This is a genomic window from Pseudomonas sp. UFMG81 (assembly GCF_015354575.1).
In the GTDB taxonomy this organism is placed as follows: Bacteria; Pseudomonadota; Gammaproteobacteria; order Pseudomonadales; family Pseudomonadaceae; genus Aquipseudomonas.
Map to the genome: position 1 here is coordinate 60,883 of NZ_JACAFQ010000013.1, position 12,764 is coordinate 73,646.

A 12,764-nucleotide genomic window follows, 5' to 3' on the forward strand; every position below is an offset into this window, starting at 1 on the left:
CTCGCCACACTCTCGTGAAGTTGTGAAAAACCGTTTTTTCACGCTCTTTTGGAGACGTGAACCTCAAAAGTGGACTGCACGATGGCAACCCGCAGGTTCATGCGCAGCAGAAGGCCGGGAACAGCAGGCACGACAGCCAATGCAAGACCTGAGTGGAAGGCTCTCTGTGGGCGAAGCGTCGAGGGTGCCGGGGTCAATCGGCGAATGCGGGGCCCGATCAGGAGACGTCCTTATAATCGGGGGCAGATTATAGCGAGGTCGCGGGCAGAAAGGTCGTTCTAATTGGGTTTTTATTGCAGCGTTTGTCAGGCAGGCAGGGTGCGTTGCTGCCAGTGGCGCGTTGCACGGTTGCAAACCCGGGCGCTGGCGGGCAGCGTCCGCCCCAGCCAGGCCAGGTTCGCTTCGCTGACCTGTACCCAGGCATCGCTGGTTGGCGCGAGGCTGGACTGTTTGAAACCCAGGCAGGTGCCATCGTGGTCCAGGCGTGCGTAGGTGAGGTGGCGCGGGCGTCGGAAAAGCAGGGTCCAGAGCGAAGCCATGGCGGTTGGTCCTGTCGAGTCGGGCTGACGCAAGAGTAACGGCGGGGGCATGAAACCATTGTGACAGGCGGGGCAAGCCGATGACTGGCCCGTGGCGCGCTGGGTATACTGTGCGCCTTTGCCGCATTTTCTGGAGAAACGCGCATGTTGCAACGTCTGGTGGTCGGTGTGTTCGTGGTGGCCAGCCTGAGCCTGGCCGGTTGTGCCCACAGCCCGCAGCAACTCAGCCCCCAACCCAAGCTCACCCAACAACTCGCGCCGGTCGGCCACGGCCAGCCGGTGGTGGTCAAGGTGGTCGACGGCCGTGCCTCGCAATCACTGGGTACCCGCGGCGGCATGTACCCCGAAACCAGCACCATCACCGTCAGCGGCAATGACGTGGTGCCCAAGCTGCAGGCCCAGGCGGAAGCCGCGGTACGCCTGCTCGGCTTCACCCCGACGCCGAATGCCTCCAACGCCCCACAGCTGACCGTGACCCTGGCCGAACTCAAGTACCAGTCGCCCAAGGACAAGATGTACGTGACCGAGGCCACTATCGGCGCCACCTTCCGCGCCGACGTGGCCAACGCCAACCGCCGCTACAGCGGTCGTTACGGTGCCTCGCTGGACCAGCGCTTCGGCATGGCGCCGAACCAGGAAACCAACACCAAGCTGGTGAGCGACGTGCTCAGCGACGCCCTGACCCGCCTGTTCAAGGACCCGACCATCGGTCAGGTGCTGGGCGAGTAAGGCGTTTGTGATGAAAAAGCCCGCAGACTGCGGGCTTTTTTGTGGCTGTTTTAGCGGGTTTACCCGCGAAGCAGGCGACGCAGCTCAGGCGGCTTCGACGTGGAAGTCCAGCAGGCTGATGCCGGTCTGCAAATCGACCTCTGGCAAGTCTTGATGGACGTGCCCACCCAGCGCGCAATAGACCAGCCACTGGCGGTCCTGGACATTGATGGCAAAACCGTCGATCAGCGCCTGCTGTTCGTCGCTGGCGGCCACGAGATAGAGGCGGTCCTGGTTTTCGGCGTGCAGCATGACAAGCTCCGGTTCGGTTGAAGGCCGACAGGGTGGCCTGTCCTGATGACGAACGTATGACAGATGAAATTTAGCGGCAGCTGGTCGCAAAGTCCGGGCGCAGGCGGCGTGCTTGGGTAGAATGCCGGGCTTTGCCGTTTGTGATACCGAGGTTCGCGCAATGTCGTTGCAAGTGCTCTGGAGCTTCCTGGCCGCCCATCCGGGCAAGCTCGTCAACCTGCTGGCCCTGCTCATCACCTGCCCAGGCGGGTTGCTGCTGCAGAGCGCCCGGCGTCGCGCCAGCATGGCCCGCGAAAGCCTGGCGGTGGACGAGGGGTTGGTGGATGCCTTCGACCTGCGTGTGCCGCGCTACTACTACATCCTCGGCTTCTCGTGCCTGGCCATGGCACTGCTGCTGTCCTGGTTCAGCACCTGGATCTGATCGCGATCTCCCTGTAGAAGCCAGCAAGGCTGGCTCCTGCAAGGAGACGGCTCAGGCCACGGAGGCCTGCTGACGTACCTGATACTGGTTACGCACCGGCGTCGCATACTGCTGCACCAGGTACGGCTGATGCTCTACCGGGCAGGCCGCCAGGCGTCGCTGCCACTCTTGCTTGGCCTTGGCCAGCTCATCGGCCGGGAACAGCTTCTCGGCGCTCGGCACCTCGAGTGCCTCATCCTTTTCCGCCCACATCGCATACGCCAGGTAATGCACCGGGAACAGCCGGTAGCCGCCGAGAATCTGCCGGTCGATGGCCTGTGCCAGCTGCTTGGTGTCCTCGTGGTACTCGGTCACCGGTGGCGCGAAGTTGATGTGCACCCGGCCTTTGTAGCCGGTGATGCCCTGGGCAATGCTGTTGTCGTCCTCGCCTGGCGCTTTGGTGTAGCTGCCGGTGGTGGCGCGGATGTACAGCTCGCGGGCCTTGGCCTGGTCGCAGGGGTCGTATTCGTAGCTGATCGACACCGGGGTCAGGTTCAACCCCTGGATCACCGCGCCGAACGGCTCGTCCTTGCGGCTCATGTGGAACATTTTGAGAATGGCCGAGTCGGTGCGGTCGTCACCGTCCTTGGCGCGGCCTTCGGCCTGGGCGATCCAGATCGATGCGCCATCGTTGCGGATCGAGTGGTTGATGTAGGCCGACAGCAGCTGGTAGGCGGCCAGTTTTTCGCGGCGGCCACTGATCGAACGGTGCACGATGAAGCTCTTGTTCAGGCGCATCATGTCGCTGACGAACGGCTTCTGCAGCAGGTTGTCGCCAATGGCGATGCGCGGCGTGGGCAGGCCGGCGTGATAGACCGCGTAGTTGACGAAGGCCGGGTCCATGACGATGTCGCGGTGGTTGGCCAGGAACAGGTAGGCGGTACCCGACTTGAGCTGCTCGACACCGGTGTAGGTGACGCCGTCGGTGGCGCGGTCGATGGTACGGTCGACGTAGTACTCGACCTTGTCCTGCAAGGTGGAGACGCAGCTGACGCCGGCGAACTCCTGGCGCAGGCGCCGGGCGATCAGCGGTTTGAGCAGCCAGCCGAAGGCGCCCGCCGCGCGCGGGAAGCGGAAGTGGGTGAGGATATCGAGGAATGCCGGGTCGCTGAGCAGGCGTGCCAGAACGGTAGGCACTTCAGCGTCGTCGTACGGTCGGATGGCATCGAATTCGCCCATCATGCTCTCTTGTTGGAAACGGCTAGGGTAATAAGGGTAGGGACAGGGGCCGAAAAACGGCTCGGACACACACAGGTCCCGTAAATAGACCGGCAATTATACGCACAAGTCACTCAGGAGGCCGCGATGCTGGAGCCTGCGATCTACGATTGTCCCTATTGTGGAGAAGAAGTGGAAACCACGGTGGACCTGTCTGGTGGTGACCAGGAGTACATCGAGGACTGCCAGGTCTGTTGCAAGCCTATCCGCTTCGTGCTGCAAGTGCATGGCGAGGAGTGGATGCTGGATGTCTATGGCGAGAATGACTGATGCAGCGCATCTATGAACCGGAAAGCCTGCTCGAGGCGCAGATGCTGGTGGGCATGCTGGCCAGCGAGGGCATCGACGTGCACCTGGTCGGGCGCGACCTGATGGGCGGTGTCGGCGAGCTGCCGATGCAGGGTTTGCTTGGCCTGGCCGTGGCTGACGAACAGGCCGATTACGCGCGGCAGCTGATCGATGCGTACAATACCGCCCAGCCCCTTGCCGGCGACGAACCGGAGAGTTATCCGGGAACCCTGATCTGTTAGGTTTTGATTTCGCCCATGTGTGGACGCTATGCCCTGTTTCGCTGGTCCCAGGCCTTCGCCGGCCTGCCGGGGTTCCCCCCGGGCCAGCAGCCCCAATGGAACATCTCACCCGGTGCCTCGGTGCTGATCCAGCGCCCGCTCGACGGGCACTTGCGGTTGGACGCCGCTCGCTGGGGGTTGACCCCCGCCTGGCTCACCGACCTTTCCCGCACCCCCGCCCAGGCACGAGCCGAGACGCTGGCCGAGCAGCCGATGTTTCGCGATGCCTTCCGTCAGCGCCGCTGCCTGATGCCGGCCAACGGTTTCTACGAATGGCGTGGCACGGCGCGCAAGCGCCCGTACTGGGTCACGCCGGGGGAGGGCGCATCGCTGTTCTTCGCCGCAGTGTGGGAGGCGTATCCGGTGCAGGAGCAGGTGTGGCTCAGCTGCGCGGTGGTGACTCAGGCGGCGATGAACCAGCGTCGGCCGCTGATCCTGGATGAGGCCGAGCAGGCCCTGTGGCTTGATCCGGACACACCACTGGCGCGTCTGCACGAGCTGTTGGCCAAGCCACCCATTGCGTTGCGCGAGCGGGCGCTGGCGCTGTTGGTCAATGATCCCAAGCTCGATGGGCCGGAGTGCCTGACCCCGGCGTGAAGATCAAACCGTGGGAGCGGGCTTGCCCCGCGATGGGTTCAGTTCAGCCACTCATGCTGCCTGTGTTGACCCCATCGCGGGGCAAGCCCGCTCCCACGGTCGTAATCACACCCTGAACTGATTGATCAGGCGCCGCTGCTGCTCGGCCAGCTTGGTCAGCTCGGCACTGGCCTGGCTCGATTCATCGGCGCCGCCAGCCACCTCACCGGCCACCTGGCCGATGTTGATCACGTTGCGGTTGATGTCCTCGGCCACCGCGCTCTGCTCTTCAGCGGCGCTGGCGATCTGGGTGTTCATGTCGTTGATCACCGACACCGCCTGGGTGATGCTGGCCAGCGACTCGGCCGCACGGCTGGCCTGCTGCACGCTGATGTCAGTCTTGCCCTGGCTGTCCTCCATGACCTTGACCACGTCGCGGGTGCCCTGCTGCAACTGCTGGATCATCTGCTGGATTTCCTGCGTGGCCTGCTGGGTCTTCTGCGCCAGGTTGCGCACTTCGTCGGCAACGACCGCGAAGCCACGGCCCTGTTCGCCGGCGCGTGCGGCCTCGATGGCGGCGTTGAGCGCCAGCAGGTTGGTCTGCTCGGCGATGGCGCGGATGGTCACCAGGATCGCATTGATATTCTCGCTGTCGCGGGCCAGGTCCTGCACCACGCTGACCGCACGGCCGATCTCGGTGGCCAGCACACTGATCGAGTGCGAGGTGTCGCGCACGATTTCCAGGCCCTGGTTGGCGGCACGGTCGGCCTCACTGGCGGCCTGGGCGGCTTGCGTGGCGTTGCGCGCCACATCCTGGGCAGTGGCGGTCATCTCGTGCACGGCGGTGGCCACCTGGTCGATCTCGGCCATCTGCTTGTGCACGCCCTGGTTGGTGCGGATGGCGATGTCGGCGGTGTGTTCCGACGAGTCGCTGACCTTCTGTACCGAGCTGACCACCTGGCTGATCATCGCCTGCAGCTTGACCAGGAAGGTGTTGAAGCCCTTGGCGATGGCGCCCAGTTCGTCGGCGCGATCACTTTGCAGGCGACGGGTCAGGTCGCCTTCGCCCTGGGCGATGTCGTCGAGCATGGCCACCATCTGCTTGAGCGGGCGAGCAATGCCATGGGCCAGCAGCCAGATCACCAGCAAGCCAAGCGCGGCGATGGCCAGGCCGACCAGGGTCATGCCGGTGATGTCGGTACGGCGCTGGTCGGCCAGGTCTTGCTGCAACTGATTGACGTCGGCCATCACCGTGCTCAGCGGCAGTTCCAGCAACAGGGTCCAGCGCGCATCGGTGCTGGCGACCTTGAACGGCAGGTACAGCTCGATGCGGTCCTTGGTGCCGTCAACTTTGTAGTGCAGTTGTTCGCCGGCCAGGCTCTTGAGGGTCGCCGCTTCATCGGCGTCGAGCACGTCGCTGGCCTTTTCGCCAAACTTGGCCGGGTCGCGGGTATAGGCCACCAGGCGGCCGTTGCTCGACACCAGCGCCAGCTCGCCAGCACCGTCGTACAGCTGACGGTCGGCGGCATTGAGCAGGTCCTGGATGAAGTTCACCGACAGGTCGGCGCCGGCCATGCCCTGGAACTGGCCATCGACCATGATCGGTTCGACGAACGAGGCGAGCATGACCATCTTGTCGCCGACCTTGTAGGGCGCCGGGTCGATCACGCAGGCCTTCTTCGATTCTTTCGGGCACAGGTAGTACTCGCTGGCGCGTACCCCCGTGGCCAGTACCGTGCGGTCGTCGACATCGGCCAGCTGATCCTGGCCAAGGCTGCCGTCACCGTTGCGGAACCACCAGGGCAGGAAGCGTCCGTTCGCACCATTGATGCCGACCAGGCTGCTGCCGACGTAGCGGGCGTCGTCATGGTCGAGGGCGTTCGGCTCCCAGCCCAGGTAGGCGCCCAGAACCGTCGGGTTGACCTCCACGGTGCGCTTGAGCTGGTTGATCAGGTGTTCGCGGTCGACCTTCATCAGCGGGCGGCCATCCGCACCCTGCATGCCAAGCATGGCGTTGCCGGTGGCCAGGCTGCGGGCGATCGACAGCGGGGCCTCCAGGCCGCGCTGGATCTCGCTGACCTGGGTGCGCGCCAGCGCCGCCAGGCGTTGCTCGATCACGCTTTCGAACTGCTTCTGGGTGCGCTGTTCCACCAGCGCCTGGGTGCGTTGCCCGGAGAACACCGCGTAGAGCACCAGGGCTGCGACAATGCTCAGCACAATGGCACCGGCCAGGGCGGCCACGGAAAACTGGATCGACTTGAACTTCATGAAAAAGCTCCGCGCGCAAGGAGGTCGTGTCCCCGGGTTATCGGCGGGCTAATACCAAAGCATGAGGGGGGAGCGAGAAATCTTACCTGCGGTTGTAGCCTGGCCCGACGAGTGGGCCTAGGATACGCGGCACGTAAAAAGGGAGTGTTTTCATGCGTAAGTCATTCGTTGTCGGCCTGTTGAGCGCCGGTGTCCTGCTGGCGGGCTGCCAGGCGGTCAATACCACCAGCGGTGGTGCGGTGGGCGTCAATCGCCAACAATACATGTTCAGCATGCTCTCGACCGACGAGGTCAACCAGGCGTATGCCCAGTCGTACCAGCAGACCCTCGGCGAGGCGTCGAGCAAAGGTGTGCTGGACAAGACCAGCAATGACGCCAAGCGTGTGCAGGTCATCGCCAGCCGCCTGATCGCCCAGGCGCCACAGTTCCGGCCAGATGCCGCGCAGTGGAACTGGGAAGTGAGCGTCATCAAGAGCGACGAGCTCAATGCCTCCTGCGGCCCTGGCGGCAAGATCATCGTCTATTCCGGCCTGGTCGATCAGCTCAAGCTCACCGATGCCGAGATCGCCGCGGTAGTCGGGCACGAGATTGCCCACGCGCTGCGTGAGCACAGCCGGGAAGCGATGTCCAAGGCCTATGGCGTCGAAATTGCCAAGCAAGGCGGTGGTGCGCTGCTCGGGTTGGGCCAGGATAGCTTGGCGATGGTCGGAACTGCGGTTGAATACGGCATGATGCGGCCTAACAGCCGCACCAGCGAAAACGAAGCCGATCTGATCGGACTGGAGCTGTCTGCTCGCGCCGGCTACGACCCGAACGCCGCAATTACCTTGTGGAACAAGATGAGCAAGGCGTCCGAGGGCGCGCCGCCCGAGTTCCTCAGCACTCACCCGGCCAACAGTAGCCGAATCGCCTCGTTGCAGGCGGCGATTCCGAAGGTGATGCCGTTGTATGAGGCGGCCAGGAAGTAAGCCGTCGCGGGCCCATTCGCCGGCAACGCCGGCTCCTACGGAATATGGCGTTCGCGCTGTAGGAGCCGGCCTTGCCGGCGAATGGGCCGAGCCATCAACCAATCCAGCCACTGCTCTTCATCGCCGAATACACCGCGACGATGGCCAGTACCACGAACGCAGTCGCCGCCAGGCGACGGATCAGCGTCAGCGGCAGTTTCTCCGCAGCGAAGTTACCGGCCAGCACCACCGGCACGTTGGCGATCAGCATGCCCAGCGTGGTGCCAATGATCACCATGATCAGGTGTGGGTATTGCGCGGCCAGCATCACCGTGGCGACCTGGGTCTTGTCGCCGATCTCGGCCAGGAAGAACGCGATCAGCGTGGTCAGGAACGGCCCGAAGCGCCGCGCGTTGCTGGTTTCGTCATCGTCCATCTTGTCCGGTACCAGGGTCCACAGCGCCGTGGCGGTGAAGCTCGCGGCGAGGATCCAGTGCAGCACCGATTCGCTGAAGAAACCGCTGACCCAGGCGCCCACGGCACCGGCGGCGGCATGGTTGGCCAGGGTGGCGGCGATGATGCCGGCGATGATCGGCCATGGCTTGCGGAAGCGGGCAGCGAGGATGAGTGCGAGCAATTGCGTCTTGTCACCGATTTCGGCGAGGGCAACGATGGCGGTGGGGACGAGCAGGGATTCCAGCATCAGGGTTCCTACGGGGGCGGGTCGACACGGCTATGACACGTACAGCCTCCCCGCCCCGGGTAAGGTGTGCGTGTCATAGGTCTTGTCAAACCCTGGATCCGTCTGCGCGGATCATGGGTCGCACGCGCCATGGCCTGTGGGCCAAGTATGTTGACGCGTACCGGGCGAGCAGGGCGCTCGCGGGAGACTACTCCCCTAGGACGGAGCGGATTCTGCCTACCCCGACCGATTTCGGCAAGCGCTGTTTTTAACCGCGCGCCGCACGGTAGATGCGAAAACCTTGTGCTTCGGCGCGGATCTCGCAGTTGCCCAGGGCCGCCTCGATCAGCGGTTGATAACGCAGGAAACTGTTGGCGACAAGCCGCATTTCGCCACCTTTTCGCAGATGTTCGCTCGATTTTTTCAGCAGATTCTCCGAGGCCTGGTAGTCGGTGTGAACCCCGGTATGGAACGGCGGGTTGCTCAGGATCACGTCCAGGCCCGTTGGCGCCGCATCGATACCATCGCCACTGATCACGTCGCCTTCCAGGCCATTGGCGGCCAGGGTCAGGCGGCTGGCGGCCACGGCGAAGGCATCCACGTCCAGCAAGGTGACCTGGCTTTGCGGGTAGCGCCGTTTGATGGTTGCCCCCAGCACGCCGGCGCCACAGCCGAAGTCCAGCACATGGCCATGCGGCAGGCCGTCGAGGTGCTCCAGCAACAGGGCCGTGCCCTTGTCCAGGCGACCATGGCTGAACACGCCGGGCAGGCTGATGACCTGTAGCGGCCCATCGGCAAGCGGCAGTTCGAAACGCTCAGCCAGGCTTTCCAGCGGCCGGGCCTCAGGGGCATTGTCGACGGTCACCTGCCACAGCTGGCAATGCCGAGCGCTGTCCAGCTTGCGTGGTTTGCCGAAGGCCTGCAGCTGCTTGGCCGCGCCTTCGATGCCACCCCGTTTTTCACCCACCAGATAGAGCGTGCGGCCGGCCAGGCGCGAGGCCAGGGCGTTGAGCAGGTAGGCGGCCAGTTCTCGGGACTTGGGCAGGAACAACACGGCGCTGTCGAAGGCCACCTCGGGCACTTCGACGCCATAGTGGCTGCGCCCGGCGAAGCGGCTGTCGAGCAGCGCCTGGTCGCCCGCATGCCAGGTCCAGCCGTGGGCCGCAGGCAGCTGGCCAAGCAGGCCATCGGCCTGGGCGCCGGCAATCAGCAGCGGGCCCTGGAACAGGTCCGCCTGACGGAGCAACACTTCACTGCGCGGGTCCATGGACGACGCCTCCTGGAAAAAAGTGGCGCAGTGTACCAGAGGCGTCGTGGGCTCAGCCGACCACTCGCCGTGGCTGGCCGGCAAAGTAGGCCTGGGCGTTCTCGGCGAGCTGGCCGACGATGCGCTGGCGCGATTCCACCGCACCCCAGGCACTGTGCGGGGTGATGATCAGGCGCGGGATGTCCGCGGCCAGCAGTGGGTTGCCATTGACCGGCGGCTCGACGCTCAGCACATCGGTGGCCGCGCCACCCAGGTGACCGTTGCGTAGGGTGTCGGCCAACGCCTGTTCGTCGATCAAGCCGCCACGGGCAGTGTTGACCACCAGCGCACCGGGTTTGAGCAGGGCCAGTTCGCGGTCACCGATCATGTGCCGGGTCTGCTCGTTGAGCGGGCAGTGCAGGGTCAGGGCATCGACTTGTGGCAGCAGTTCCTCCAGTGGCAGGCGGTCCGCACGCGGCGGGCGCCCCGGGATCTGCCCGGTCAGCACGCGCATGCCGAACGCCTCGGCCAGGCGCGCCACCGCGCCGCCCAGCTCGCCATGGCCGAGCAGGCCGAGGGTCTTGCCTTCCAGTTCGACGATGGGGAAGTCCAGCAGGCAGAACTGGCTGGCCTTGGCCCACTGCCCCTGCGCCACCGCCTGGTTGTAGTCGCACAGCCGCGTGGCCAGGGCCAGCAGCAGGGCCAGGGTGTGCTGCGCCACCGACGGCGTGCCGTAGCCCTGGCAGTTGCACACCGTGATGCCCTGGGCGCTGGCGGCGGCCAGGTCGACATTGTTGGTGCCGGTGGCGGCAACCAGGATCAGCTTGAGCTGTGGGTTGGCGGCCAGGGCCTCGGCATCGAGCATGACTTTGTTGCTGATGGCCGCCACGGCCCCTTGCAGGCGATCGGCGACCTGGTCCGCGCGGGTCGTGGCATATAGCTGAAATTCGTCGAACTGGGCTTGCAGCGGGGAAAGATCGAGGTCACCCAGGTCGAGGGACTGGTGGTCGAGAAACACGGCGCGGCGCGGGCTGGGCATTTGGGGTTCCGGTCTGGGCGAAGGTGTTCCCATCGCGGGTCAAGCCCGCACCCACAGAGGGGGTGGGGGCGGGCTTGACCCGCGATGAGGCCTGGAACTGCTGGGCGCAGTGTCGGTTCCGAAGGTGCCGCTCGTCAACGACGCCAGCGCCGCTCATACCTGCGCCGTGCCAAATCATTCCTTCGGCTGATTTGACCGGTGCGTCACCGATCTACAGTAAGTCCCTGAAATGTCCGGCCCGCTTTCCAGAAAAGGGATACCCATGCTGCAGACGCGCATCATCAAGCCCGCCGAGGGCGCCTACCAATACCCCCTGCTGATCAAGCGCCTGCTGATGTCGGGCGTGCGCTACGAGAAAACCCGCGAAATCGTCTACCGCGATCAGATCCGCCTCACCTACCCGCAACTGGGCGAACGCATCGCGCGCCTGGCCAACGTGTTGACCGCGGCAGGGGTGAAGGCCGGCGATACCGTGGCGGTGATGGATTGGGACAGCCACCGTTACCTCGAATGCATGTTCGCCATCCCGATGATCGGTGCGGTGGTGCACACCATCAACGTGCGCCTGTCGCCGGAGCAGATCCTCTACACCATGAACCACGCCGAGGACCGCTTCGTGCTGGTCAACAGCGATTTCGTCGGCCTCTATCAAGCCATCGCCGGCCAGCTGACCACGGTGGACAAGACCCTTCTGCTCACCGACGGGCCGGACAAGCACGCCGACCTGCCGAACCTGGTGGGCGAGTACGAGCAGTTGCTGGCCGCCGCCAGCCCGCACTACGACTTCCCCGACTTCGACGAGAACTCGGTGGCCACCACGTTCTATACCACCGGCACCACCGGCAACCCCAAAGGGGTGTATTTCACCCACCGGCAACTGGTGCTGCACACCCTCGCCGAAGCCTCGGTGACCGGCAGTATCGACAGCGTGCGGCTGCTAGGTAGCAACGATGTGTACATGCCGATCACGCCGATGTTCCACGTGCATGCCTGGGGCATCCCCTACGCGGCCACCATGCTCGGCATGAAGCAGGTCTACCCCGGGCGTTACGAGCCGGACATGCTGGTCAAGCTGTGGCGCGAGGAGAAGGTCACCTTCTCCCACTGCGTGCCCACCATCCTGCAGATGCTGCTCAACTGCCCTTCGTCCCAAGGCGAAGACTTCGGCGGCTGGAAGATCATCATCGGCGGCAGCGCCCTCAACCGGGCCCTGTACGAAGCCGCCCTGGCCCGGGGCATCCAGCTCACCGCGGCGTATGGCATGTCGGAGACCTGCCCACTGATCAGTGCCGCGCACCTGAACGACGAGCTGCAGGCCGGCAGCGAGGATGAGCGGGTCACCTACCGCATCAAGGCCGGCGTGCCGGTGCCGCTGGTCGAGGCGGCGATCGTCGATGGCAACGGCAATTTCCTCCCCGCCGACGGCGAAGCCCAGGGCGAGCTGGTGCTGCGTGCGCCGTGGCTGACCATGGGCTACTTCAAGGAACCGGAGAAGGGCGAGGAACTGTGGCAGGGTGGCTGGCTGCACACCGGCGACGTCGCAACCCTGGACGGCATGGGCTTCATCGACATTCGCGATCGCATCAAGGATGTGATCAAGACCGGCGGCGAGTGGATCTCCTCGCTCGACCTCGAAGACCTGGTCAGCCGGCATCCGGCGGTACGTGAAGTGGCGGTGGTCGGCGTGCCCGACCCACAGTGGGGCGAACGCCCGTTCGCGCTGCTGGTGGTGCGTGAAGGGCAGAGCATCGATGCGCGCGCGTTGAAGGAGCACCTCAAGCCTTTCGTCGAGCAGGGCCATATCAACAAGTGGGCGATCCCCAGCCAGATCGCCATTGTTACTGAAATTCCCAAGACCAGTGTCGGCAAGCTCGACAAGAAGCGCATCCGCGTCGACATCAGTCAGTGGCAGGCCAGTAACAGCGCGTTTCTTTCCACGCTGTGATTGAGGCACGGCTCGCGTCCTGTTGGGCGAGGGCCGCATGCCAGAGCGGTTTCGACCTTGCCAAACGACAGATATGCGCCATGCTTGAGCTCTGCCAGCGCACAGGCCGGTCAAACGACGCGGGCCGCATGCAGGGAACGCAAATCACACTTTAGAGGGATCAAGCACCTGTAGTCGCTGGATATAGTCGGGTCAGGGGATTTTCAGGAATGGGGGAGGCGCCACGTATTTTCGCTGGCGCCACAGGCAGGAGCC

At 64.5% G+C, this 12,764-nt stretch carries 14 protein-coding genes, 1 pseudogene and 1 riboswitch; of the genes and pseudogenes, 7 read left to right on the plus strand and 8 right to left on the minus strand.

What is annotated here, in order from left to right:
* Positions 1 to 305 precede the first annotated feature (305 nt).
* Positions 306 to 539, minus strand: coding sequence for a hypothetical protein (locus IX761_RS12540; RefSeq protein WP_194789902.1), 234 nt, complete (start codon positions 537 to 539; stop codon positions 306 to 308).
* A 144-nt stretch (positions 540 to 683) separates the two neighbouring features.
* On the opposite strand from IX761_RS12540, the gene IX761_RS12545 reads away from it, so the two are divergent.
* A complete protein-coding gene (locus IX761_RS12545; protein WP_194789903.1) occupies positions 684 to 1,268 on the plus strand; it encodes a YajG family lipoprotein in 585 nt (194 codons plus the stop codon).
* Between the two features lie 84 nt (positions 1,269 to 1,352).
* Here IX761_RS12545 and IX761_RS12550 read toward each other — a convergent pair whose 3' ends face one another.
* Positions 1,353 to 1,559, minus strand: coding sequence for a hypothetical protein (locus tag IX761_RS12550; protein WP_194789904.1), 207 nt, complete (start codon positions 1,557 to 1,559; stop codon positions 1,353 to 1,355).
* 160 nt (positions 1,560 to 1,719) lie between these two features.
* Here IX761_RS12550 and IX761_RS12555 point away from each other — a divergent pair, with 160 nt between their 5' ends.
* Positions 1,720 to 1,980 (plus strand): hypothetical protein, encoded by a 261-nt coding sequence (locus IX761_RS12555; protein ID WP_194789905.1) that lies wholly within the window; start codon positions 1,720 to 1,722, stop codon positions 1,978 to 1,980.
* Between the two features lie 51 nt (positions 1,981 to 2,031).
* Here IX761_RS12555 and IX761_RS12560 read toward each other — a convergent pair whose 3' ends face one another.
* Positions 2,032 to 3,198: a 1-acyl-sn-glycerol-3-phosphate acyltransferase gene (locus IX761_RS12560; protein WP_194789906.1), complete on the minus strand. Its 1,167-nt coding sequence runs from the start codon at positions 3,196 to 3,198 to the stop codon at positions 2,032 to 2,034.
* Between the two features lie 126 nt (positions 3,199 to 3,324).
* Here IX761_RS12560 and IX761_RS12565 point away from each other — a divergent pair, with 126 nt between their 5' ends.
* Genes IX761_RS12565 through IX761_RS12575 form a run of 3 tightly spaced genes read left to right on the plus strand, consistent with a single transcriptional unit; the run spans position 3,325 to position 4,403 of the window.
* Positions 3,325 to 3,507, plus strand: coding sequence for a CPXCG motif-containing cysteine-rich protein (locus IX761_RS12565; RefSeq protein WP_038997144.1), 183 nt, complete (start codon positions 3,325 to 3,327; stop codon positions 3,505 to 3,507).
* Entirely contained in the window at positions 3,507 to 3,767 is a 261-nt protein-coding gene (locus IX761_RS12570; protein WP_194789907.1) for a putative signal transducing protein, read from the plus strand. Before IX761_RS12565 ends, IX761_RS12570 begins: the two co-directional genes overlap by 1 nt.
* Before the next feature lie 15 nt (positions 3,768 to 3,782).
* The gene (locus IX761_RS12575; protein ID WP_194789908.1) at positions 3,783 to 4,403 is read left to right on the plus strand and encodes an SOS response-associated peptidase; all 621 of its coding nucleotides are present in this window, start codon (positions 3,783 to 3,785) and stop codon (positions 4,401 to 4,403) included.
* 105 nt (positions 4,404 to 4,508) lie between these two features.
* Here IX761_RS12575 and IX761_RS27590 read toward each other — a convergent pair whose 3' ends face one another.
* Both IX761_RS27590 and IX761_RS27595 read right to left on the minus strand, forming a co-directional pair.
* Positions 4,509 to 5,351: a methyl-accepting chemotaxis protein gene (locus IX761_RS27590; RefSeq protein WP_416366780.1), complete on the minus strand. Its 843-nt coding sequence runs from the start codon at positions 5,349 to 5,351 to the stop codon at positions 4,509 to 4,511.
* Positions 5,352 to 5,366: 15 nt separating this feature from the next.
* Positions 5,367 to 6,650 (minus strand): annotated as a pseudogene (locus tag IX761_RS27595) (HAMP domain-containing protein); the annotation flags it as partial.
* 152 nt (positions 6,651 to 6,802) lie between these two features.
* Between IX761_RS27595 and IX761_RS12585 the strand changes: the two are divergent.
* Entirely contained in the window at positions 6,803 to 7,618 is an 816-nt protein-coding gene (locus tag IX761_RS12585) for a M48 family metallopeptidase (protein ID WP_194789910.1), read from the plus strand.
* Positions 7,619 to 7,712: 94 nt separating this feature from the next.
* Here IX761_RS12585 and IX761_RS12590 read toward each other — a convergent pair whose 3' ends face one another.
* The 3 genes from IX761_RS12590 to IX761_RS12600 all read right to left on the minus strand — a co-directional run bounded on the left by IX761_RS12590 (position 7,713) and on the right by IX761_RS12600 (position 10,564).
* A complete protein-coding gene (locus tag IX761_RS12590; protein ID WP_194789952.1) occupies positions 7,713 to 8,297 on the minus strand; it encodes a TMEM165/GDT1 family protein in 585 nt (194 codons plus the stop codon).
* A gap of 91 nt (positions 8,298 to 8,388) precedes the next feature.
* Positions 8,389 to 8,508: riboswitch (yybP-ykoY riboswitch) on the minus strand.
* A 39-nt stretch (positions 8,509 to 8,547) separates the two neighbouring features.
* Positions 8,548 to 9,546, minus strand: a complete 999-nt coding sequence (locus IX761_RS12595) for a class I SAM-dependent methyltransferase (RefSeq protein ID WP_194789911.1) — start codon at positions 9,544 to 9,546, stop codon at positions 8,548 to 8,550.
* Between the two features lie 52 nt (positions 9,547 to 9,598).
* Positions 9,599 to 10,564, minus strand: coding sequence for a 2-hydroxyacid dehydrogenase (locus IX761_RS12600; protein WP_194789912.1), 966 nt, complete (start codon positions 10,562 to 10,564; stop codon positions 9,599 to 9,601).
* Between the two features lie 262 nt (positions 10,565 to 10,826).
* Here IX761_RS12600 and IX761_RS12605 point away from each other — a divergent pair, with 262 nt between their 5' ends.
* The gene (locus tag IX761_RS12605; protein ID WP_194789913.1) at positions 10,827 to 12,509 is read left to right on the plus strand and encodes a fatty acid--CoA ligase; all 1,683 of its coding nucleotides are present in this window, start codon (positions 10,827 to 10,829) and stop codon (positions 12,507 to 12,509) included.
* Positions 12,510 to 12,764: the final 255 nt, after the last annotated feature.

What these genes read in the sequence shown, in the direction of transcription:
- IX761_RS12550 (WP_194789904.1), bottom strand. Translation starts at nt 1,559, where the DNA reads ATGCTGCACGCCGAAAACCAGGACCGCCTCTATCTCGTGGCCGCCAGC.
- IX761_RS12595 (WP_194789911.1), bottom strand. Translation starts at nt 9,546, where the DNA reads ATGGACCCGCGCAGTGAAGTGTTGCTCCGTCAGGCGGACCTGTTCCAG.
- IX761_RS12575 (WP_194789908.1), top strand. Translation starts at nt 3,783, where the DNA reads ATGTGTGGACGCTATGCCCTGTTTCGCTGGTCCCAGGCCTTCGCCGGC.
- IX761_RS27590 (WP_416366780.1), bottom strand. Translation starts at nt 5,351, where the DNA reads ATGATCAGCCAGGTGGTCAGCTCGGTACAGAAGGTCAGCGACTCGTCG.
- IX761_RS12540 (WP_194789902.1), bottom strand. Translation starts at nt 539, where the DNA reads ATGGCTTCGCTCTGGACCCTGCTTTTCCGACGCCCGCGCCACCTCACC.
- IX761_RS12545 (WP_194789903.1), top strand. Translation starts at nt 684, where the DNA reads ATGTTGCAACGTCTGGTGGTCGGTGTGTTCGTGGTGGCCAGCCTGAGC.
- IX761_RS12560 (WP_194789906.1), bottom strand. Translation starts at nt 3,198, where the DNA reads ATGGGCGAATTCGATGCCATCCGACCGTACGACGACGCTGAAGTGCCT.
- IX761_RS12555 (WP_194789905.1), top strand. Translation starts at nt 1,720, where the DNA reads ATGTCGTTGCAAGTGCTCTGGAGCTTCCTGGCCGCCCATCCGGGCAAG.
- IX761_RS12565 (WP_038997144.1), top strand. Translation starts at nt 3,325, where the DNA reads ATGCTGGAGCCTGCGATCTACGATTGTCCCTATTGTGGAGAAGAAGTG.
- IX761_RS12585 (WP_194789910.1), top strand. Translation starts at nt 6,803, where the DNA reads ATGCGTAAGTCATTCGTTGTCGGCCTGTTGAGCGCCGGTGTCCTGCTG.
- IX761_RS12600 (WP_194789912.1), bottom strand. Translation starts at nt 10,564, where the DNA reads ATGCCCAGCCCGCGCCGCGCCGTGTTTCTCGACCACCAGTCCCTCGAC.
- IX761_RS12605 (WP_194789913.1), top strand. Translation starts at nt 10,827, where the DNA reads ATGCTGCAGACGCGCATCATCAAGCCCGCCGAGGGCGCCTACCAATAC.
- IX761_RS12570 (WP_194789907.1), top strand. Translation starts at nt 3,507, where the DNA reads ATGCAGCGCATCTATGAACCGGAAAGCCTGCTCGAGGCGCAGATGCTG.